Raw genomic sequence first — 24,655 nt, 5'->3', positions numbered from 1 at the left:
TTATTGTTTGTTGATTAATGTCGTAACAAGTGTTTTGAGTTCATCAATCTGTTTTTGTTGGTTTTCAATAAGCACTTGCTGTTCCTGTATCGCTTTAATGGCAATCACTCCAAAAGCTGCATAGTCAACACCAAATAGATCATCAACTTTAGAATATTGAACGACCTCAGGAAGTATTTTTTGTACTTCTTGGGCTATTAGACCAATAGTTTCTGTTTTACTATCATCACTCTTATAGTAGTAAGTTTTTGGACGTAATTTTAAGATCTTGTCCAATACTGGGTTTAGTTGATTAATATTGTCTTTTAGACGTATATCAGACGCTTGTATATAAGCTCCGTTAACTGCGCTAATTGTGGCCCTTAAACTTCCACCATATATAAAGCTGAGTCCAAAACCATGTCTTATGTCCCAATCTTGGTTTGCTGTACCGTCAGTAAATCGAATACCAGAGTTAGAGGCTTGACCACCCTGAAAAATTTGAAGTCTTCCACCAGTTGGTGTCCCATTAATACCAACTCTACCATCACCTGTAACTACCATTTTATTTCCAGCTCCAGAGCTATTTCTGAAATAAAAATTAAGTCTTGCATTTTCTGCTGTTGTACTTGGAAGTCCTGCGATGTCCCAATTACCATCTGTGCTAGTATTTGTAAATCCTAATCTAGCATAATCTGTACCTTCTTCTTCTAATAATATATGTTGTTTAATTATTGATGAATTTTGTTTTATATGCACCCATGCATCTAGTGTACTAATGTCTCCAACTTGAAACTCCCCATCTTGTCTCATTCTAAATTTGGTTAGGAAAGTATTAGAACCAGATTCTTTTGATTGAAATTGCCAATCAGCTCCTTGATTTCTTGTGCTCAATTGCCATTGATTGCCATTGTTGGGAAATCCCATCACTAGGTCGCCTAAGTTGGTTTGTATAAATAAATCTCCACCTACATGCATCTTCATTTCTGGTTCTTCAATACCAATACCAACGTTTCCTAAGCCAGTGGTTAACGCTGCTTGACCGCTAGAGGTTGTATAAAAGTGACCACCAACACCTCCTCCAATACCATAACCTTGAACACCAACTCCTGTTGATGATTCTGAAACACCTTGTACACCCGCGAAAAAGCTTGTTTTTGCAACACCATATACACCATGTCCTTCAACACCTTGTCCAAAAACTCCAGCATTGTTGCTAGGCAGAGTTTCCGCGCCTGTTCCAACAGATCCTGCAATTCCGTATCGACCATTGCTAAAATCATTTTGTACGTGAAATGCTGCTCCAGATTCACTGGTTTCATCATAGTAGGGTAAATCTACTTGTTGTGTGGTTAATGCTTTATTTGCGGTTAAGGCATATGGGACAGATTTAAACGCGGTAGTTTCTTCAATATCATAGCTGCCATTTTGTTCTAGGTCTATTTCTGATCTTAAAGAAAAGACTCCGTTTCCCCATACTAGTGTTGAGAAATTTCCTGATACTAATGTACCTTCACCAATGTTTACAATTATGATTCCATTGCTATCTGTCGTTACATCGTGAGTTTCTTGGTAAGAGTTAATCGCACCTTGTAAGATTGTAAATCTTATGTCAATATTTTGATTGGCTACTACATTACCGAGATCATCTTTAATGACCGCTTTGTAATTGATTCCGTTTTGTGCAAATCCTATTAAACTAAATAATAGGATGAGCAGTGAGATTTTTGTTTTCATGGTTGTTCATTTTTTATGTTTTGATATGAGATAATTAGAAAGATCAATTATTTTTTTTGTGAGCTGCTCATGTTGTTCTTTAGTTCTTTCTTGTACGGAATTCTTATTTCCGTAGGAAATCATAAAATAGGGATCGTAATTTTCGTTTAAAATGAGCACTCTGCCTTGCAGTAATTGTAAAGTGATATAACCTTCTCCAGCATCTGCAAGAATGATATCCCGTCCCATGATCATGCCTTGAGGTCTTTCTTTTTTTTCTTTTAAGTGATTTGTAATTACTTTATTGTTATGTTTTTTGGAACTGGGAATTGGTCCAAAGGATAAAGGAGTTCCTGAATTTTCATACCCTTTACCAAATCCTTGAAGTTTAAAATTGCATTTATTGTCTGAAGAGCTATTTGCAACAGATATACTAGATTCTGGCAATTGTAATACCTCTGCGAGTTCACTGGATGTGATGTCGCAAATGTAGTTGTCAAATAAACTGCTAAAATCTAAATTAGATGCTTTTGTTTTTGAGACTTCCTTAGTTGAATCGCTATTTGCAACGCTCTCTGTACTTTGTTTGGTTTCTGATTTGCAGGATACCAAAAAAAGTATGACAATGAATGTAAAATAATATTTCATGAGTGTTGAGATTATAATTTATAAATGACAAATTGGAATGTGACAGGTGCTAAGTTGCCCGAAATATTAAATGTGCGTACTTGTATATTACCACTGCTCATAATAATAGATGGACTTCTAAAAGCTGTGGAATATGGCGTTATAATACAAGTCGTATCAAATGGATTCATTATTTCATCATCAATACTAATTGTGATCACATTACTACTTATAGTGGCTGAGAAATTACCTGTGCCATTGAGTACATTGGCATTTGATTCTATGATCCCATAGGCTAGAGGTACTAAATTTGAAGAACTGCTTATGTAATCTGTAGAGCTGCTTAAATAGTTAGAATCTGCATATTCTTTAGTGATTAAAGCGTTATCTCCTGCAGTATTTATTTCTGCCATATCAAGGGAAGGAGCGGTTATGGTGCCATTTTTTAATACGACTAAAGCGTCATTTTTACTTGTGTCAGAAAACCCATTACCAATAACAAATAATCGGTCATTACTGTTCCAGTTCGTAATACCTACAGGAGTGTAATTAGTATTATTTGTACCAATTACAGTTTCTCGGTATGAAGGTGCGTTCGTATTATCTCCCAAAGCTGTAGAATAATTTCCAGATGCCACTGTGTTTCTACCTACAGCAAATGATTGTGTACCCAGTGCACCAGTTGCAGGAGATGCAATAGTTGATTGGCTAAGATCAATAGCATTAGTGCCTATAGATTGACTTTGAGTTAAGCCAATCAACTGCCAACCTGTTCTACCTTCGTTATCTGTATACTGTTCTACGCCTGACGATTCTAAATTTGTATCAGCATACTCTTTGGTGATGAGTGCCTTATCATCTAAAATTTCTGCTAAATCGAAACTAGGAGCGATGATCGTACCATTTTTAAGAACTGTGAGTGCGTTACTGCGATTGCCATCATTATTGCCATTTCCTATAAGAAATTGAGCATCAGCAACATCAGTATTATAATTTCCAACAGCCATTGCAGTTGAAGATGAGGCGATAGTGCCATTTCCCATTGCTGTTGATGAAAAGCCATTAGCGATTGTATTTCTTCCACTTGCAAAAGAACTACTACCAAATGCCATTGTGCCATTACCGAATGCAGTAGAAAAAAAGCCGATGTTATCAAGATTCCATTCATCTCCAGTTTCGTTTGAAACACGACCTGCCCTTAAAGCACCATATTGTCCGCTAAAAAAGAATTTGATATTATCGTTTTCTGTTGTATCATCGTCATCAATTTGGGAGTTTCCAATAATAAAATCGATTGCATTTCCAGCACCTGAATTAAGAGTTAATGCATTTTCACGAATAGGTGTTCCTGCGCCAAAACTACCATTACCTACCGCAAAAATTGTACTAGGGTTATCTACATTAAATTTTCCTACTATAGTTGAAGCAAATCCACTAGCTATAGTGCTCTCTCCCATTGCAGTGGAGTAGGAACCGGTAGCTTCAGTATTATATCCACTTGTAAAAGACGCAAAACCAGACGCTCCAGTAGGATTAGAACTTGAATTCGAGACACTTAAATTGACAGCCCCATCACCAATATCATTATAGCTAGTTGGGTCACTGTTTATCAATCTCCAGCCTTCATTCCCGTTTTCAGTTATTTTTTCTAGACCACTTACATTGCCAGCACTTAAGGCATAAGGCACTGCCATAAATTGAGTGGCGTCAAAATCTAAAGTTCCACCACTATAAGTGATGGTAGTTTGTAGAAAATGAATATCTGCTTTCCAATTTATAGTTTCAAATATGCCTACTGTTGGAGACGGATTTGTTCCAATATTTAATATCACTATACCATTTGAGTCTGAAGTATAATTAAAAGCTTCTTGGTAAACTATGGTTCCAGTGGCACTGGTTTGGTGTATCGTGAATTGGATATTCATAAACGTATTATCAAGGACATTACCAAGATCATCTTTAATGACCGCTTTGTAATTAATCCCATTTTGAGAATAGGTTATTAAGCTTAGTAGTAAAGCAAAGAGTAAAATTTTTGATTTCATAAATTTGATTTTTAAAAAGAATAGGAAACCAATGCAAACTCCACGTTTTTAATTATCGGTTCCCTATATCTCAACTGATTAATAGCATCTTTACTATCGTTTGATAAATTCTATCGTTTTAATAATTTTATTCTTTAATAAGATGTTGAGATTATATGTTCCTTTTTTTAAATGATCGATACTTAGGTATATCTTTTCATTTGTATATTTTGGAACTTCATCCATCTTAAAATACGCTGTGGGATTATTCTAAGTGTAAAACTATATAGTAATGGTAAGAAGAGATAGAAGATATGTTTCAAACCATGTAACATATGTAACATGATTGAATTATTGGTATTAATTAATTGATTTACAATTAATTTAAAAAAATAATTTATTCTGAAATATATTCACTAGGTGTGCAGTTATACATGCTTTTAAAGCATTTAATAAAATAGGACGGTGTATTAAAACCTACTTGATATGCAATTTCCGAAACTGTAGCATCAGATTTTTTAAGGAGTTCGATTGCTAATTTTAAACGCTGGTTTCTTAAAAATTCTGAAGTTGTCATTCCAACAATCGCCTTTAATTTTCTATGAAGTTGTGTACGACTCATGAGCATAGCGTCTGCAAAGGCCTCGCTTGTGAAATCTGGATCTGTAATTTTATTATCTAAGACTATTTTGAGTCTTTTTAGAAAGTCTTTTTCTGTAGAGGTTATTGGTAATTCTGGGTGTATTGTGAAATCCTTACTAAAGTATAATTGAAGTTTTTGTCTATTTTCTATAAGTTTCTCAACTCTTAAAATCAGTTTTTCTCTGTTAAAGGGTTTTGTGATATAAGCATCTGCTCCAGTTTTTAATCCTACAATTTCATTGGTTTCTCCAACTTTTGCAGTTAATAATATAATTGGGATATGGCTGGTGAGTTCATTGTATTTTAAAAAATTACATAATTCAATTCCATCCTGAACAGGCATCATGATGTCACTAATGATAATATCTGGAATATATTGTAAAGCCAGATCAATACCGGTTTTTCCGTTTTCTGCTTCTATGATCTTATAATCTTCCTTAAACATAGAAACTACAAATGTTCGTATATCTTTATCGTCTTCAGCAATAAGTAAAAGTGGTTTATCTGTCTTTATTTTTTCTTTTAAGTCCAATTGTTCAATGGATGGGATATGTGGGGTTTCTGTTTTAATTTCCGAAGCATTGAAAGCATTTTTACTAATTGGCAGACTTACAGTAAATTGAACTTTGTCATGTTCTAATGTGTTGGCTGTAATGTTTCCCTTGGATAGATTTACAAGTTCTTTAACGAGCGCTAAACCAACGCCTACCCCTTCAGAAGCTTCATTATCTTGGTAAAACCGCTGGAATAGTTTTTCAAAATCCTTTTGTGAAATAGAGGTGTTAACGTTAATTATGGAGAGCACCAAGATGTTGTCCAGATCATTAGCGTCTAGTAGGATTTCGGTATTTTCTGGAGCATATTTGATGGCATTGGACAAAAGATTAGAGGTGATTTTTTCAATCAAATCAACATCATACCAAACTTTAGACAAGTTTTGGATTTGGCTAATTATACGAATTTGTTTCTCGTCTGCTTTGTATTGAAAGGCATCAACAATTTGGTTTAGTAGCATGTTTAGATTTCCTTCTTCAACAAATAATCTCAATTGACCAGAATCTATTAGAGATAAATCTAACATCTGGTTGACGAGATTAAGCAACCTATTGGCATTTTGTTTAACGAGATTGAGCTCTTTTCGATCTTCGGAATCTAGATTTTTTTTAGATAATTGATGCTCTATTGGTCCAGATATCAATGTTAATGGTGTTCTTAGTTCATGAGAGATATTTGTAAATAAATTGGATTTTATACGATCCATCTCTTTAGCAATCTCCAACCTGTCTAAGGTCATTTTTTGCTTTAGTCTAAGGTGAAGAAAAAGATAAACTAAAGAGATAAAAAGGGTTGAAAACAAAATGTAGGCTAGGGTAGTTTTATACCAAGGTGATGAAATAATCAACTCTAATTTAGCGGTAGGCGTTTCTACTTCTGATTGATATGAAGCTTTAATCAAAAAATTATACTCACCAGGTTCTAGATTAGTGTAGCTTACTCTGTTGTTGGACGCTTTGCGCCAATCATCATGACTATTTTCAAGGATGTAGTAATAGTTTATTTTCTCTGGAAAGCGATAGTCATGAAGTGAAAAGTCTACTGAAATATCTGTCTGTTTATGATTTAGTTTAATAGTTTGGTTATTTAAAATAGATGCTTTTTGTTTAAAAGACTCCTCACCTAAAACTGTAAAATTGGTAATCACAGGAATTTTATCAATATTTGGAGTTATTAGATTATTTGGGTTGATGATTTGTATGCCATTTTCGGTGCCGAAGTAGAGTTCTTTCCCATTATAGTGGCTAGAAGTGAATAAACAAGCATTGGAATTTAAACCATCTGTTTCTCTTAAATTGATGAGACTTTTTTTCTCTTTGTCATAAATAAATATACCGTCTCTAATAGTACTGATCCAGAGCAAATTGTTAGAATCTGTTTTTATGGCCATTACTTTTTTGTCAAAATCATGGTGCCTTGTTTTTAAGATCTCAAAATTATCGGTTTCAAGATTGTACTTGTTAATGCCAAAGTCTGAGCCTATCCAAATCGTGCCATTGAAATCTTCATGTATTTCATAAAGAACATTGGAATTCAATGAATTTAATTTCCCCTTAACATGTGTATATTGTTTGTAATCAAGAGTGCGTTGTTTTCCACTCACTTCTGCTATTTTAGGAATGACGAATAAACCATTGCCTATAGTTAATACCCAAAGATTACCTGATTTGTCTAAATGGAGCTGTATGGCTTTGAGGTCTTTATTATTTTCATTTGTGTTTAACTTATAGCGTTCTAGGATTTCTCCCTTTTTGTTAAGAAGATAGATGCCTTCCCAAGAACTTACCCAAATAAAGCCATTACGGTCTTCTACGATTCCATACAATTTAAGAAATGTGTTGGAATTTTTTTCTAATGGGTACGAGCTCACCTTATGGTTTTTATCTAAAAAATAAACTTTGCCATACATGTCACCAGCCCAAATACCATCCTCTGTTTTTAAAACAGAAAATATTGGTGTTTTGGCTATTAAGGTTTTGTAGGTTTTATCAATTTTAGAATAGCAATGAAGCCCTTCAATGCCTCCTATGTAAAGTTTGTCTTTATCTTCAATTATTCGCCTTGCATGAACATCTATTGTATTTAAAAACACATTGCCTGCTTTATTCTCTTTAAAAACACCAGTGCGTGTAGCAATCCAAATTATATCTTGACTATCAAGGTAAAGATTATTGATCTCAGCGCTATGGATTTTAGTGCTGTCATAATTTAAAACTTTTAGGGTATCTGTATTGAAGTCATAACTATACATATGTTTTTCGCTCACAAAAACACATTTGTTGTTCTGTATATTAGAGATAAACCATATGTGCTCTGGAATATCGATTGCACGTGGCTCGTTCTTTAAATTGTTAATGTATACAGTCCCTTCATTCCTGTAAACTAATTCATTTTTTGAATTTACCAGTAGTCTGTTTATTGAAACTCCTTCATGTATAGGCTTTAATTTTTTTTCATTTATACTATATTCGTAGATGACATTATCAATGTAAACTATTTCTTTTCTGTCTTTAGTTTCAGAAATGAATACGTTATCAAAATGAGATTTTATTTTTTTAAATACCGTATCATTCGCTGGTTTTCTATAAATACCATTATCTCCTATAACCCATAGGGCATTATTAGACATCGGCAGCGTTATAAAAACTACACTGCTCTTAATTCCGTCAATAGTATTTGATTTGATTTTTTTAAAACTATTTTTCTCTTGATTAAATCTCACTAAGCCTTCACCTTGAGTGGATAGCCAAAATGTTCCATTTTTATCTTGGCTTAAGTGTCGTACCCAATTGGCAGGCAGTGAGCTTGGGTCATAAGGATCGTAACGATATGAGAAAAAGCGATAACCATCATATTTATAAAGACCATCTTGAGTCGCAAACCATATAAAACCATCTTGGTCTTGAGTGATTGAAGATACCCATTGGTTTTCGAGTTCTTGATCTATAGCGGTAAAATTTAAAGACTCATCATTATCTATAATATGAGTTTTGCTCTGAGCAAAGACTGCAAAGTTTATAATTAACGCTATATATAAATGCCTCATAAGCATAAATATAGAGAATTAACTAAACTTTTTGACAGCGATTTCTATGAAGATTGATTTTTTTAAAATTAAAGTGAAATCACTTTTTATGGATTTCTATTGATCTGCATTAAAAATGCTTTAACGTCTCAAAGAAAAGTGACCTGTAAACGTCCTGCCATCCAAAAAAGTAGCCAAGAACCAGTAATCATCACTAGGCAATGGTTGACCATTTAAAGTCCCATCCCAACCAGCACTTTCATTTGTGAACTGGGTGAGCAATTTTCCGTAGCGATTAAAAATTTGAATGTTTGTACCCTGATTAAATTGAGAATTGACCCCATAAATTTGCCAGCGCTCATGAAATGGATCTCCATTTGGAGTAAAAAATTTAGGGAATCCCAATACTGAGATCAATTTTTCTGAAATCCCACAACCGTTTATATCACGAACAAAAATCGTGTGAAATCCCGGAGATACATTGGTAAACGTATTGCTTATTTGAAAAGCACCATCAGGATTATCAACAGCATATTCAAACTCCCCATCTCCAGAAGCAATTATAGTGACCGTATTATTTTGGGTGCCTTCAGAAATGAGCACATCTTCAATAACGGGATCACTTGAAGGCAACACAGTAATGGTTCTACTTGATGAGCAACCGTTGGGATCTGTAACGATAACTGTGTAAACACCAACTTCATTGATATCGTTAAAGGTCGTATTGACTTCCGTAGAGACGCCATTAAATAACCATTCGTAATAATAATTATTTGGTGCATCGTTGAGAACACCTCCAAACAAAGTAATCGTTTCTGGGAAACTGTTTAAGCAATACGTAAACGTCTCATCCTCTGATAAAAGTGGCGTGTACAAAACCGCCAAGTCGGCTGTAGAAATGGAGTAGCATTGATTGTCGTTCTCAACTTTTACATAAATCGTTTGTAGATTAGGTATTGTATTCTGAAATGTGCCAGATACACTATCTGTTTCTGAAAAAGCATCCATTTCGGTTAAATAAAAGGACACAGTTGCATCCACCGGAATCTGACTCGAAATCGCAGTTGTGATGTCATTTAAATTGAAATCTGCAAAGCCATCAACCTCATCACCATCACAGGCTTCCAACGTTGGGATAACAACAGTATTGTTGGAAATCTGTAATTCTACTTCTGCAATACTAAAACAATTGGCTTGATTTTGAACACGTGCATAAACGGTTTGAAACGGAGTTGTATTTTCAAAATTATTGGCACCTACAATTGTGTTTGTATCATTGATTGCGTCATCTTCATTGAGATAAAAATCTGAAATGAACAATGAACCATCTCCATTGGTGACGCTATTTTCCGAAGTATAAAGATCGTAAAACGTAAGTCCATCTTGGTTTTGGTCGCATGCTATCAAAAATGAATCAAAGCCTACTGGATTTTCTGCGTATTCTATAATAATTTCACCATAATAGATACAACCGTTGTCTTGTGTTACTTCAACATTGTAAGTTCCAGGTTCTGTAACAGTATAAGTACCACAATCAACACAGCCACTTGGAGAGGATAGAACGGGAATACCGTCTTTAAACCAATCGTAAGAAGGAGATCCCTCTTGTATAGCAGATAATTGTAAGGTTTCGTCACCACAAAGTGCATTACCATTATTAACTAGTCGATCTGGACCTAAACCTGTTGCGAGTCTAAAACTTCCAGCTTCTAAAAATACTGCTGAGTCAAATCTAAAATTTTGTTCATCTGCAATAACCAATTTGACGTGGTATGTCTCATTAGGTATTACTTGAGCTATGGCGGTTAAAATTTTGGTTTGTCCAGCAAAATTAGTTGGAGACATTGGCGGATTAAAACTTTCAAAATAGTCTTCATTTTCTGCAGGGCAACCACCAGGAATTTCTGGATGTACTGTTGTCACTTTCACAGGTGTATTGGTTCCAGGTACTAATGCTATATTGGTATATGAAGAGCCAGTTGCGGGTCTAATCAAGAAACCAAATAAATCTGAAAAATTGCAGGTATTAGGGTTTCCTTCCTGGTATTCTTCCGAAGCAAAGATGTATCTAAAGCTAATTTCGCTAGCTTCAGAAGTAAAATCAAATTCTAATATGGTTGCGTTGGTCGTGTTGGTTTCTCCAAGTACGGTTTCAAGATCGTTGTCGCCTTCCCAATTTGGTGCGTTGTCATCGCTAAGGCTCGTATTTGGACCTGGAACATTAGAAAGTTTTCCAGTACTCATGACCAGACCGGTTTCAAAAGGAAAGGATGTGCCTGTTGCATCAAAAAAACCGAAACTTTGTTCTGTACCTCCAAAATTGCCACCCACAAAATTAGTAACGCTTACATTGTCAATACAGTCGCTATCAATGAGGATGTCTTCAATTAATTCTTGCGGAGAATAGGTCTGACTATCTACGACAATGTTTTGACCAAAGGTCAATATTGTACAGAGAAAACATAGAATTTTAAGGGCTAATTTCATTTACAACTTTTCCGGTTGCAAAGATAAGCATAGATTGAGTTGCTGTTACTTAAAAAATGTTAAGATTATGCTACAATCGTAGAGAAAAATGACCTTTCACCTCAAAATTAATATCACCTTTCTTAACCTTCGCTAAGAACCAATAATCGCTGGCTGGCATTTGGTGAGCGTTATAGATCCCGTTCCAGCCTGAAGAGTTGTGGGTTAGTGTTTTTAGCAATTTCCCATAGCGATCAAAAATATAAACGATAGTTCCCGGAAGGTTTTCAACACCAATAATATGCCAGGTATCAAAATAACCGTCACCATTTGGAGTGAAAAATTTAGGTGCGTCTATCACGACAACTTCTTTTGTGACTTCTGCACAACCATTTAAATCTATAATTGTAATGGTGTGATAACCTAAAGTGACATTTTCAAATATATTGGATTCTTGCGGAATGCCATCATCAAGTTGATAGAGATAATTGCCTATACCGCTAACGGTAATTGTTATATTATTTGGATCTGAAAAATCAATAGTCTCTGCAACGTCTATGGTAGCAGTTTCTGATTCTATTACATTAAATTCACTTATAGTTTCACAACCGTATTGGGAGGTTACCGTGACTGAGTATGTGCCAATTTCGGTTATTTCTATCTGGGAAGAAATAACTCCTGTTGACCACAGGTAAGTGTCTTCTTCAAACGAAGTGTCTGCATTTACGATTAAAGGTAGGTTATCGATACAAACCACTTGATCTGGAATGGCAACTTGTGGCTTTCTTCTAACAATAGTTTCAAATTCTGTCAAACTATAACAACCGGTTTGGGTATTTTCTAACCTAACGTATATAGTTTCAAATAACGATGCGTCGTAGTTGTTTGGTAGCGAATTTATATTGGTATCTGCATCTTCAACTGTTGTATGGTAGGTTATTGTGAAATCTTCAGGATCTTGGGCACCCAGAATTTCTGGATTTTGTTGTGTTAAGTCAAAATTGTATAGACCATCAAAATCATCATCACAAGCTTCTAGTGCTTCTGGTTGGTTGGCTATTGGCAAGGGATTTACTGTTAAATTGAACTCATGGATATGATAACAATGTGTCGTCGTAAATTCGATGCGCGCAAAAAGTGTATCGTTATTGGTGAGATAGACATAATTATCATCCAACGGGTTGATTTGGTCGAGTGCATCACTTTCCGAAGCATAATAAAAAACAATCACGTTTGCTGTCTGGATTAAGAGTTGTGAATTGATATTTGATAATACTGTTGTTCCGTCTTCATTTTCACAGATATCAAAACTTTCTATAGGGTCGATAGCTGGAGGTAAATTAACATTGAGATCAAAACTTTCGTATTGATAGCAATCTGCAACAGTGTTATAAACTTTTACAAATACGGTTTGAGGGTTTTCTAGATTTGTGTAATTATCTGGATTTGAAATCACGTTGGAATCTGTTTCTAAATCAGATAGATTTTCAAAATAAGTGACAATGTGGTCTGGATTTGGTATCTCAAATAATTGGGATTCTACTTGAGTCAAATCAAAAGTGGTAATCGCATCATAGTCATCATCACAGTTGGTGATCGTACTTGGGGTATTTGGATGCGGATTAATAACCAATTCAAAACTTGTCAAGCTGTAACAGCCAGTACTATTGTTCTCTATGCGCACATGAATAATTTCTCCATTTTCTCCAGTAAAATCATTTGACAACGGTTCTTCTCCTGCGTTGGCATCATTTTCACTAATATGATAGGTTACTGTAAAATTAGATTCGCTTTGACTACCTAATACTGTGGCTGTTTGCTCAAATAGATTAAACGTTTCAATCTCGTCATTAGAATCATCATCACAAACCTGTAAACTATCAGGTTCGTTTGCAATAGGTAAAGGATTAATTATAAGATCAAAAGCATAAATATAAAAACAAGTGGTTGTACCAAACTCTACTCTTACATAAATCGTGTCTGCTGTTGTGCTGTAAGTGTAGTTTGTGGATAAAGCATTTGTACTGTTCTCTGCATCTGTAATGTCTTCATAATAACTAAATAAAACATCTGTATTATCATTTACAATAATAGAGTTGATGGTATTAAGATCAAAACTAGTATTGGTATTGTCGCAAATTTCGAAAGTCCCAAACTCATTAATAGCAGGAGGTAGGTTGACTATTAAGTCTAGTGGCACAACAGAATAACAATTTGCAAGTGCATTAAAAGCCTTTATGTAAACAGTTTGAGGATTTGAAAGGTTAGAATAATTGGTTGGGTTTGTAATTTCATTTTCATTTGTTTCAACATCATCAAGGTTTTCAAAATATGAAATAGTTATATAATCTGGTATTGATGTATATAAATCTGTTTCAGAACTTGTTAAGTCAAAGGTTGTTGTTTCATCATAATCTGCATCACATAGAATTATAGGTTGTGCAGGTTGAGGATATTCATAAATAATGACATCAAATTGTGTGATGCTGTAACAACCTGTGAGATTATTTTCAACTCTAACATAAATAATTTCACCATTGGACGCTAAATAATCATTCGGTAAACTGCTGCTGTTGTCGTTAGCATTTATTTCAGAATTAAAATAAGACACAGAAAATTCCGTATTTGGTTGAGATCCAAAAACCTCTTCGTTTTGAAGCGATAGATCAATAACTTCTTGACCATCATTTGAAATATCATCGCAAGCCAATACAGTGCTTGGTATATTTGCGATAGGTAATGCGTTGACAATTAAATCAAAATTATAGGTTGTCCAGCAACCTGTAATTGGGTTTTCCAATCTAATAAATAAGGTGTCATTATTAGTGAGATATGTATAATTGGTATTTAATGCATTGTCACTGTTTTGTGCATCTTCTAATGTATTATGGTAGCTTATAAGAGTTCCTTCTTCATTTGTAACTTCGGAATTTATAGTATTGAGATCAAATTCACTTAACTCGTTATCACAGATTTGAAACGTTTGAAAATCGATTACGGTTGGTGGAAGATCAACAACCAAATTGATAGGTAAGGTCACGTAACAATTAGAAACGGTATTATTTATTTTAATATATACCGTTTGTGGGTTTGAAATATTGGTATAGTTTTCTGGGTCGAGAATAATCTCAGTATCTGTTTCAGCTCCATCAAAGGATTCGTGGTATGAAATAACGATATCATCTTGTCTTACGTCTAAAATTTCCACTTCAACAAGGGTAAGATCAAATACAACAACACCGTCATAATCTGTGTCACATTGTACCAAATCTGAAGGTGCATTTACCTCTGGTACTTGAATCACGTTAATATTATAACCCACAACAGCATGACAGTACGTGCCATTTTCTATCCTCACGTAAATTTCTTGCGGATTCGCAAAATTATCAAAATCAAGAGGGAATTCGTTTAAATCTTGATCTGCATCATATTGAGATGGATGAAAAGAGATGTTAAGGTCTTGATCTATATCTTCGGAAATTTCTAAAATTTTATCATTGAGATCAAAAGATGCAATCCCGTCGTTAGAAATATCATCGCAGATAAAAATATCTGAAGGTTGGTTAAATAACGGAAGCGATCCTACTTCTAGTTCAAATTGAGATGTTCCGAAGCAATCGATATCATTAAAACTTTCTACCCTAACATGTATTGTTTGTGGGCTCGATGTATTTTGGTATGCGCTGTATTTATCAATACTATTTGTTCTGTCTATAGCATCTTGGGCAGTCTCAAAGTACAATACCTCTTTGCCTGTTTGCCCGTTTAGAATTTCAGCATCTTTTAAATAAAAGAAAAAGTCTGCAACGCCATTACCATCTGCCTCGCAGTTCTCGAAATTTGTGATCGGTATAAATTCTGGAACAGTATTAATATATGCGTAAAAATAAACTACGGTGAAACAACCTGTTGATTCACTTTCAATTCTTATAAAAATATATTGCGAGATAGTGTCATAGCTCTCTGGTGTTTCAATTTCGTTTTCACCACTATACGCGTTATTGTAGTCATCATAAAAAGTAATGTTTAGATCACTTGTGCTTGGTATAGCTTCTGAAATTTTTGTTGTTAAATCAACATTATATACACCATCGAGGTCATCATCGCAAATAATTATATCTGTAGGAAAATTAGCTGTTGGAGCACTGGATATGTTTATTGTTAAAGGCGCAATGTCAAAACAACCTGTATTTGAATTGGTTACTTTTACCCAAACAATCTGCGGATTTGAAAGGTTGTAAAAATAAGGTTCTAGAAAATTCTCATCATTAATAGCATCTTGTTCTGTCAAGAAATATTTTACATTAGATCCATTCACACCTTCAGTCACATAACTATTAAAAGTTTCTAAAAACAGTGTTGTAAAACCATCAGTATCTTCATCACAATAATCTACTTCTCCAAGTCCTTGAATATCAATTGGTGGCGAGACAATTAAACTAATTTCTAAGACAGATTCACAATCTCCATTAAGAGTGGTAACAAATACTGTGGTTGGACTTGTTGAGACTGTATATGGCACGGATTTGTCAATAGCATTTACACCATCGTTAAGATCTTCGAGGGTTTCATAAAAAGTGATTTCAAAACCATCGTAATCGTTGGTCAAGTCAGATTCTACTTCGTTTAAATCAAAATCTTCTATACCATCTGCGGAACTATCATCACAAACATAATACACATCACCACCAAATCCTGTAGTTATAATATTAGAATGCAACTCTAAAGGGATGGTTACAAAACATCCCGTAACATCATCTACAACCCTAATAAAAACGAATTGCAGTCCAGGAATCACATTTTGATAATTTTCGGGATCTGCAATCGGGTTATCTCCCGTTTGGGCATCTCCAGCATTTTCATGAAAAGTAACCGTTACACCTGTTAAACCTTGTAATAAACTTTCGATTATACTGGTGAGATCAAAATCTTCAAAACCATCTCCATCTTGATCACAAGCACTAATCCATTGGTTTTCGGTATTATCTACCATTGGGTTATCCGTAACAGAAATATCTACTAAAGTCGTATTGGTACAGCCAGTCGTTGCATCATAAACCCTTATGTATAATGTTTCATTGGGGTTGATATTACTGTATGGAGAAAATAAAGCATTGTCGCCAGTATTGGCATCTTGTTGTGAATAGTGGTAACTTACATATAGATTAGGATCGCCTCCAGTAACCTCATTTGTGGTGTCATCAAGATTGATCATTGTTAATCCATCAGATACAGCGTCATCACAAACTATAATATCTGCTGGTTGGTCAAGTACTGGAGGAATGCTAACGACCAAATTAAAAGTTGCATATGCCAAACAACCATTCTCTAAATCTTCCGTTCTAACAAAGATTTGCTGAGGTGATGTTGTATTTTGATAATTGTTGGGTAATGGGTTGTCTCCGCTTTGAGCATCTTCCGAAGTTAAATGATAGGTAATATTGTAATTTGATGGAGGGAGTAGAAACTGAACTTCAGCATCTTTGGTAGAGAGATTGAACTCTTCTACACCATCACCCGATGGATCATCACATATCAAATAATCTGAAATGTCTCCTGAAGCCTGTTCAGAATTTAACGTGACTTCAATTTCATCTTCAATAACGCAAGAGGTACTGTTAAGTAAAATACTTATTTCTACGCGATAGGTTCCTGACTCGGTAACTTCTAATGTTGGGTTGGTTTCACCAGCAATTGGAGTTCCGTTTTGAAACCACTCGTAGCTCGCCTGGCTATTCTCAATATTGGCATCTAAATCTACAGATTGCCCGCAAGTTACAAGATCTGGTCCTAAATCTACAGCAGCGTTAAAACTATTTCCCTCAATGAATACTGCGGAATCATAGAACTCATCACCTTGATCTGCAATGACCAATTTAATGCTGTATTCTACATTAGGCTGTATGGTTGCAGTTGCTGTGAGTACTGTTGTACGACCATTATAGTTGGTGTCGCCCAAGTTGTAACCCTCAAAAAAGCCTTCGTTTTCCGCAGGACAAAATCCTACAATTTCGTCATGAATCGTATTTGTGTTTACAGGTATTGAAGTGCCCGGAATAATCGCAATATTTGTAAATGGTCCAGTAGAACTTGCTTCACGAATTAAAAATGCAAAACCATCGGAATAGGAGCAAGGGTTGGTGCCTAAATATTCTTCGGAAGCCAATAAGTAATTAAATTGAATTTGATTTGCCACAGAAATAAAGTTGAACTCAATCGCTGTTGCATTTATGGTTCCCGTGAGACCAAGGGCATTTTCCAAATCTGGATCTGTTAACCAATTGTCTTCTCCTTCATTTAAAGGACTGTTGTTAACTGTGTTTCCTGCGGAATTTATATTTCCTGTGCTCAAAAGAATTCCGTTTTCAAAAGGAAAATTAGAATCTCCTTTTTCAAAAGAACCATAACTTGAAAGTCCATTTACATCTCCGTTTACAGTGGACGTTATGTTTGAAATCTCAACACAACCTTGACCAAAATTCGTTTCTACAAGTGACACGAGTGGCAGTGTGTCATCTGTTGTGATTTGTTGTGCTTGTATGCTTAAAACTGAAATAAATAAAATTGCGATAAAGAAATAGAATCCCCTTTTCATTCTTAATAGCTGATTATATGAATTTTTTAGATGGTTTGACTTACTTAAAAAAAGTAAATTTAGTGCAACAAACTAACTAAAAAATACCTAGTAAACAGTATTTTAGGGTCTAAAAGATGCTTTTTAAGATGAATGACTGTTTTTTATAAGAAATAGTGTATACTATCAAAAAAAATTACAGTCGCAATGCGAAATGACCTTTCACTTGGAACTCGATGTTGCCCTTTTTAACATCTGCAACAAACCAATAATCGTTTGCTCTCATGAGATGGCCATTATAGTAACCATCCCAACCTTTAGAATTAGAGTCTAATGTGGTTAATAATTTTCCGTAACGATCATAAATATATACAATTGTACCTGTTAAAGTTTCAACTCCAGTAATATGCCAAGTGTCAAAGTAAGAATCGTTATTTGGGGTAAAGAATTTTGGAGCATCAATAACAACAATCTCTTTAGTGACTTCTGCACAGCCATTTAAATCTATAATTCTCAACGTATGGTAGCCTAAGCTTACGCTCTCGAAAACATTAGATTGTTGAGGTTCATCATCGTCGAGTTGATAGAGGTAATTTCCTATACCGCTAATGGTCACTATAATATTGTTAGGGTCTGAGAAATCTATTGTTTCTGTAATTTCTATGGTTGCAGCTTCAGATTCTATTACTGTAAATACTTCAGTAGTCTCACAACCGTTTGGTGTCGTTACCGTAACTGAATAGGTCCCGACTTCAACAATTTCAATTTCTGGAGTGGTTTCATTTGTTGACCAATCATAAGCATCTCCAGCATTATTTGTATTTGCGCTAACAATAAGTGGTAAGTTTTCTAAACAGATCACTTGATTGCCAATGTCTAGAATTGGTTTTTCATAGACAAATGTTGTGAATGAAGTTATGCTGTAGCATCCTGTATCATTATTTTCTACACGAGCATAAATAACGTCGCCATCTAATGCGTCGTAGCTTAGACCGATAGCATTTGTGCCTTCTTCTGCCAATACGTTATCTAAATAATAGGTTACGTAAAAATCCGTAGGATCTTGACTGCCTAAGATTTGGGCATTTTGCTGGTTTAGATCAAATTCATAAAAACCATCAAAATCATCATCGCAGGATTCTAGATCATCTGGCTGATTTGCTATTGGTAATGGGTTAACGTTAAGAATGAAATCATGGATATAAAAGCAGTGCGTTGTTGAAAACTCTACGCGTGCAAACAATACATCGCTAGTTGTTAGATATGTGTAATTAATATCTAATACGTTTTCTTGATTACTAGCATCTTCTTCCGAAGAAAAATAGTTTACAACAACATTGGCTGTTTGTAAAAGTAATGAGGAGTTGATTTGAGTTAAATCTGTAGTGCTCGTCTCATTGTCGCAAATATCAAAACTTGAAATTGGGTTTATTGCTGGTGGCAAATTAACGATAAGCTCCAGCGGTACAGATGCAAAACAATCTGAAATAGTATTTGTTACACGTACATAAACCGTTTGCGGATTTGTAAGATTTGTATAATTTGTTGGATTTGAAATCGCATTGTCTTGGGTGAGTGCATCAGCTTCTGTCTCGTGATACGTAATCACAATATTATCTTGCCTTACGTCTAAAATATCAAATTCAGACAGTGTTAAATCAAATGTCGTGATCCCATCATAATCTTCGTCACATTGAGTTAAGGGTTGTGAAGGGTTAACTTCCGGAGCAGCAATAACGTTAAGTACAAATGATGTATAGGATTCACAAATTGAGCCATTATTTATCCTTACATAAATTTGTTGTGGGTTTACGGTGTTGTCAAAACTCAACGGTTGTGCATTGGTATTGTTTTCTGCATCTAGTTGTGATGTATGAAATGTAACTTCTTGAATATCTGGAAAACCCTGAGTGATTTCATTGAGTTGAACATTGAAATCAAAATTTACGCTCCCATCATTGGTCATGTCATCACATACAAATATATCTGTAGGTTCATTGTGGGTTGGATTAGTACCAACTTCTATAGAAAAAGATGATGTATTATAGCAATTTGGATCTGTAATATTTTCAACACGTACATGAATAGTTTGCGGGTTTGTAGTGTTGATGTAAACCTCATCCTTGTCTATTGGATTTGTATTGTTTTCTGCATCGATAGCAGTTTCAAAATAAAATACTTCTTTACCGGTTTGACCATCTAAAATGGCTGTATCCTGTGTTGAAAAGATGAACTCACCAAATCCATCCTCGCCAATTTCACAAAATTTGTATAAGTTGATATTACTAATAACAGGGACAGTATTTACAATAACCTCAAAACTTTCAATTGTTGAACACCCAGTAGTCGCATTTTCTACCCTAGCGTAAATTGTACCTGTACTTGCTGGATAAAATGTTGTTGCTGAAATTGAATTACTATCATTCTCGGCATCTGCAAGAACAGTATGGAAAGTGATGTTTAAATTGGTGGTATCATCAACTAACTCTGAAATTTTAGCATTCAGATTAATATTTGAGATCCCATCTTGATCGTCATCACAAATTATGATTCCGCTAGGTTCGTTTGCTATAGGAGCGGGAAAAACTTCAATTTGAAATTGATTGATATCTGCACAAGATGTTGGCCCGAAAGTGACTCTTGCCCAAAGCGTTTCTGTGGTTGAGGTGTTAGTGTAGATTGTTGGTAAAGGGTCGTTGCCATTTTCGGCATCTTCTTCCGAAGAAAAATACCTTACCGTAAAATTTGGTTGACCAAGCGTGATCATAAGATCAAACTGACTTAAATTTATAGTTGTAATACCGTCTTGATCTTCATCGCAAATTGGCTGATTATCAATTGGACCAAATTCTGTAATTGGGTTGATGATTAAATCAAAATCTGAAATCTCCTCACAAGTAGGACTTACTAATCTAATATAGATCGTTTGTGGATTTGATGTTGGAGTAAAAGAAACTGAAGTATCTATTGGGTTGATTTGATTGTCTCTATCCTCTTCGGTTAAATAATATATGATTTCAATTTCATAATCCATGATCGTTTCTAATTCACCTAGAAATGATTCTGTAATCTCATCAAAATCGAAATTCTCCTCACCATCATTGCCTATGTCACAAACTCCCATGTTTCTTATAAATGTTGCAGACAGTAACAAATTTGAGTGTACTTGAATTGGTGTTATAGATGCACAACCTGTAGCGTCATCTTCAACTCTAATATATAACGTTTGTTGATTTGCTACCGTATTTTCAAAATTTGCTTCGTCCTCAACAGCATTTTCATTGGCATTGGCATCATCTATTGACGTATGAAAAGTAACACTAACACCTGTTAGACCTTCTAAAATATCATCAATAATTGATGTCAAATCGAAAGTTGTAAAACCATCGTTATCTGTGTCGCAGGCATCAATATAATGTTCTTGGGTATTGATCGTTGGGCTGTTGTTGACTTCAAAATCTAAGGTCGTTGTTGTAGAACAACCTGTAATCATATTAGTGACGTTTACAAAAATCGTTTCATTAACACCTGTATTTGCATAAGGTAAAGCAATAGCGTTTTCGCCATTGGAAGCATCGGTTTGAGTTAAATGGTAAGTAACTGCTAGATCTAAATTTCCATTAGTGATCTCTTCATCTTTTACAGATAAATCGATTACAGTAGAACCGTCTGCTGCACTATCTGCACAGGCAATCAATATTGTAGGTTGCGTAACAGAAGGGAGCGGATTAACAACCAAATCAAAATTTTGAAACGCCAAACATCCGTTAATAGTATCCTCAATTTTTACATAAATGGTTTGTGGGTTGGTTGTATTCTGAAATGAGCCAGATATAGCATTTACATCATTTTGAGCGTCAATAGAACTTAAATGGTAAGAAATTATATAATCTGATGCAGGAACTGAAGACAGCACATCTGCATCTTTAATGGATAAATCAAATACCTCAATCTCATCAGCACTGCTATCATCACAAATTTCGAAATCTGGAATTAAATCTGCTGCTTGAGTAGAACTTAATAGAACATTTACTGTATCTTCAATAACGCAGGTGGAATCTGCCAAAGGTATTTCAGCAAAAATAGTGTAATCACCAGATTCTGTGACATCAGCTGTTGGCTCTGTGCCTCCATCAATTAAATTTCCGTTAAAATACCATGAGTAAATAGCGTCTGGATTATTTATATTTCCATCTAGAGTTACGGTACTTGCACACGTTTGAATATCTGGACCTAAATCTATATTGGCGTTAAAGCTACTTCCCTCAATGAAAACTGCGGAATCATAATTTTTATCTGTTTGATCTGCAATGACTAACTTTATACTGTACTGTACATTTGGAGTTATTGTAGCAAAAGCTGTCATCACTTTAGTCCTACCATTATAATTGGTATCTCCAAGATTATAACCTTCAAAATACTCCTCATTAGAAGGAGAGCAAAATCCAACAATCTCATCGTGGATGGTATTCGTATTTACAGGTGTTGAGGTTCCTGGGATTACCGCAATATTTACATAAGGGTCTGAAGTTCCTGTTTGTTTTATCAAAAATGCAAAACCGTCACTGTAATTACATGGAAAATCTCCAAAGTATTCTTCGGAAGCTAATATGTAATTAAAGGTGATTTGATCTGTTACTGAAATAAAGTCAAACTCTATAGAAGTAGCGTTTAACGTATTATTGATTCCTAGAGCAGTTTCTAGATCTGGATCTGTCAACCAATCTGTTTCACCTTCGTTTAGAACATTGTTATTTTGGGTGTTACCACCAGAGATTGGGTTTCCTGTAGAAAGCATAATACCGTTTTGAAAAGGAAAACCAGAGTCTGCACTTTCAAAATAAGCAAAACTGTTAAAGCCATTCACTTGACCATTGACCTGAGATTGGATGTTGTCTATTTCAACACAACCTTGTATGAGGTTGTTTTCAATAAGTTGTTGCTCAGTAAATGTATTATCTATTGTAATTTGTTGGGCACCAGTAATACAGCAAAATAGACATGCCAGTGCAGCGAGGGACTTTTTTAATAGCATAATTGTAGGTCGTTAAATTTGGGTATCAATACTAAAAGAGTTGGGGTTCAGATAGATTGATTATTTAATATAGAGCAATATTAATTAAAAATAAGATGAAATACAAAAAAAGACGATGAAATGCATTAAATTTTAACAGTACCTAGCTCATCAATGATCATTATGGCTAATAGTTGACGTAGACCCAACCAAACATTGGTTTAAAATTGGTGTCGTTTGGATTTAAAATATAAAAATAAGTACCAACCGGTACAGTTTTACCATGATTGTTCAAGCCTCGATTGACGATTCCAAACCATTTTTTATCGTTATCGCCTTCAAAGATTAAAGTCCCATAACGATTAAAAATTTTCAGTTCATGATTTTCAAAGATATCATACAACCCTTGAATATTAAACCAATCGTTAAATCCGTCTGCATTTGGGGAAAAACCGTCTGGCACAAATGGCGGACAATTTTCTACGGAAATCTCAAATTCATAAATATCATAACATGGCGCATTATCTACTTTGACATAAATACGCTGCGGGTTACTTGTATTATTGTAATTTTCAGGATTTATAATGGCATTTTCATTGGCCTGTAAATCTTCAAGACTTATAAAGTATTGGGCTTCAATATCGCTTTCTAAAGCATTTTGGACAAATTCAACCAAATTGAACAGAGCGCTATTAAAACCTTCATTACATGTGACTTGATTGGGCAGTGTTTGTATGTCTGGTATGACCAAAAGTTCTATAATGTCATCATCAATATTGTTGATTTCAACAATTTCAGAAACGATGCCATTACCGGTTCCGTCATCATCAACTACCAAAGTCAGGAGGATGACATCACCAATATCATCGGGCAGCGATAATAGGAATGTTCCACTTTCCGAAGCATCAATAGCAATATCATTTTGGGTTTGTGTTTGGCCAACCAACGTGCCTTCAGCATAAAAAGCTATGGGTGTATTGGCTGGTAAAAAATCTGTACTATTGGTATTAAAGACCGTATAATCAACTTCTACAGTTCTATCACCACAGTTTATACCGTAATTATCTAAAGTGATTGTGGCATCTGGTAGCTGGCTATTTAAAACCGTTACAATATTATTAATGATTATTAAATCTGCCCTAAAAACATCAAACTCATCAAAAGCGCCAGTGGTTAGTTTAATGGTTGCACTCGTGTCGCCAATGTTAATGTTGTCTTGAATGTCATAAACATCTAAATCACAATTATAAAACGTACTGGAATTTGTAAACGTATTGGTGCCATTAAATGCATTGTCACCCAAGTTGAGTGGCGGATTTGAAATGATGTTATCATTAATAGATAGACTTTCACCAAAATTCAAACTATTATCGCCTTCCCAAGCTAGAAAACCAATTTTTGCACCTTCATTATCAATTACATTGAGATTGTCAATCACAATGATTTTTTCCTGGTTATTTCTATTGATGATTTCCAGACCTTGGTAAATATTTAATTGGTTGAGTGGCAATGCATCATCCTCGTAAACGACATAAATGCTCCATCCTGCAAAATTTGTACGGTTGGTACAATAGCGATCGTTATTTATTAATGCTTCGGAAATATCAAGACCAGAAAACGTGTATTCAACATTTCCTTCGGAAATTATAAAATCTGTAATATCAGTATAACAGGAAAAATAGGTAAGCGTATCTGTTAGCTCAACATACTCTACAATGTAAGTATCATCTGCATCAACAGAAAGACCATTGAGCATCACATTGGTGTCGCCACTTCCCGATCCAGCCCAATAGAGGTAAGCTGCAGTAATTGTAGAAGTTGCAGGAATATTTAAAGAAGCACTTGAAGACTCTAAAGGAAAACAGAAACTATTATCGAGATTGTTTTCAAAAGGATTGAGCGTATTCCCAATTGCAGTATAATCATAACGACCATTAAACTGCTCAAATAACTCAATATCCTGTGCAAATGAAGCTGTAGAGATACATATAAAAAATAGATATATAAATGTATGTTGCTTCATGAGTAAACTT

General features: G+C 34.8%; 8 protein-coding genes. All 8 read right to left on the bottom strand.

Going from position 1 to position 24,655, the window contains the following annotated elements:
- The 8 genes from GQ40_RS07530 to GQ40_RS07495 all read right to left on the bottom strand — a co-directional run bounded on the left by GQ40_RS07530 (nucleotide 1) and on the right by GQ40_RS07495 (nucleotide 24,645).
- Nucleotides 1-1,716: a tail fiber domain-containing protein gene (locus GQ40_RS07530; protein ID WP_047547161.1), complete on the bottom strand. Its 1,716-nt coding sequence runs from the start codon at nucleotides 1,714-1,716 to the stop codon at nucleotides 1-3.
- A gap of 6 nt (nucleotides 1,717-1,722) precedes the next feature.
- Nucleotides 1,723-2,343: a hypothetical protein gene (locus GQ40_RS07525; protein WP_047547159.1), complete on the bottom strand. Its 621-nt coding sequence runs from the start codon at nucleotides 2,341-2,343 to the stop codon at nucleotides 1,723-1,725.
- Nucleotides 2,344-2,354: 11 nt separating this feature from the next.
- A complete protein-coding gene (locus GQ40_RS07520) occupies nucleotides 2,355-4,367 on the bottom strand; it encodes a hypothetical protein (RefSeq protein WP_047547156.1) in 2,013 nt (670 codons plus the stop codon).
- A gap of 376 nt (nucleotides 4,368-4,743) precedes the next feature.
- A complete protein-coding gene (locus GQ40_RS07515) occupies nucleotides 4,744-8,589 on the bottom strand; it encodes a hybrid sensor histidine kinase/response regulator transcription factor (RefSeq protein ID WP_047547154.1) in 3,846 nt (1,281 codons plus the stop codon).
- A 120-nt stretch (nucleotides 8,590-8,709) separates the two neighbouring features.
- A complete protein-coding gene (locus GQ40_RS07510) occupies nucleotides 8,710-11,055 on the bottom strand; it encodes a T9SS type B sorting domain-containing protein (RefSeq protein ID WP_047547153.1) in 2,346 nt (781 codons plus the stop codon).
- Nucleotides 11,056-11,125: 70 nt separating this feature from the next.
- The gene (locus GQ40_RS17105) at nucleotides 11,126-17,629 is read right to left on the bottom strand and encodes a T9SS type B sorting domain-containing protein (protein ID WP_052184187.1); all 6,504 of its coding nucleotides are present in this window, start codon (nucleotides 17,627-17,629) and stop codon (nucleotides 11,126-11,128) included.
- A gap of 175 nt (nucleotides 17,630-17,804) precedes the next feature.
- Complete coding sequence (locus tag GQ40_RS07500) at nucleotides 17,805-22,643, bottom strand: T9SS type B sorting domain-containing protein (RefSeq protein WP_052184186.1); 4,839 nt, start codon at nucleotides 22,641-22,643, stop codon at nucleotides 17,805-17,807.
- Between the two features lie 166 nt (nucleotides 22,644-22,809).
- Entirely contained in the window at nucleotides 22,810-24,645 is a 1,836-nt protein-coding gene (locus GQ40_RS07495; RefSeq protein ID WP_052184185.1) for a gliding motility-associated C-terminal domain-containing protein, read from the bottom strand.
- Between the last annotated feature and the right edge of the window lie 10 nt (nucleotides 24,646-24,655).

Origin of the sequence: Psychroserpens sp. Hel_I_66, from assembly GCF_000799465.1 — a bacterium.
Taxonomy (GTDB): domain Bacteria; phylum Bacteroidota; class Bacteroidia; order Flavobacteriales; family Flavobacteriaceae; genus Psychroserpens.
The sequence above is the reverse complement of the archived record's forward strand: the minus strand, read 5'-3'. Positions and strand labels throughout refer to the sequence as shown.

Bases quoted from the DNA above. Each gene is read 5' to 3' on its own strand.
- GQ40_RS07530 (WP_047547161.1), bottom strand. From the start codon at position 1,716: ATGAAAACAAAAATCTCACTGCTCATCCTATTATTTAGTTTAATAGGA.
- GQ40_RS07525 (WP_047547159.1), bottom strand. From the start codon at position 2,343: ATGAAATATTATTTTACATTCATTGTCATACTTTTTTTGGTATCCTGC.
- GQ40_RS07520 (WP_047547156.1), bottom strand. From the start codon at position 4,367: ATGAAATCAAAAATTTTACTCTTTGCTTTACTACTAAGCTTAATAACC.
- GQ40_RS07515 (WP_047547154.1), bottom strand. From the start codon at position 8,589: ATGAGGCATTTATATATAGCGTTAATTATAAACTTTGCAGTCTTTGCT.
- GQ40_RS07510 (WP_047547153.1), bottom strand. From the start codon at position 11,055: ATGAAATTAGCCCTTAAAATTCTATGTTTTCTCTGTACAATATTGACC.
- GQ40_RS17105 (WP_052184187.1), bottom strand. From the start codon at position 17,629: ATGAAAAGGGGATTCTATTTCTTTATCGCAATTTTATTTATTTCAGTT.
- GQ40_RS07500 (WP_052184186.1), bottom strand. From the start codon at position 22,643: ATGCTATTAAAAAAGTCCCTCGCTGCACTGGCATGTCTATTTTGCTGT.
- GQ40_RS07495 (WP_052184185.1), bottom strand. From the start codon at position 24,645: ATGAAGCAACATACATTTATATATCTATTTTTTATATGTATCTCTACA.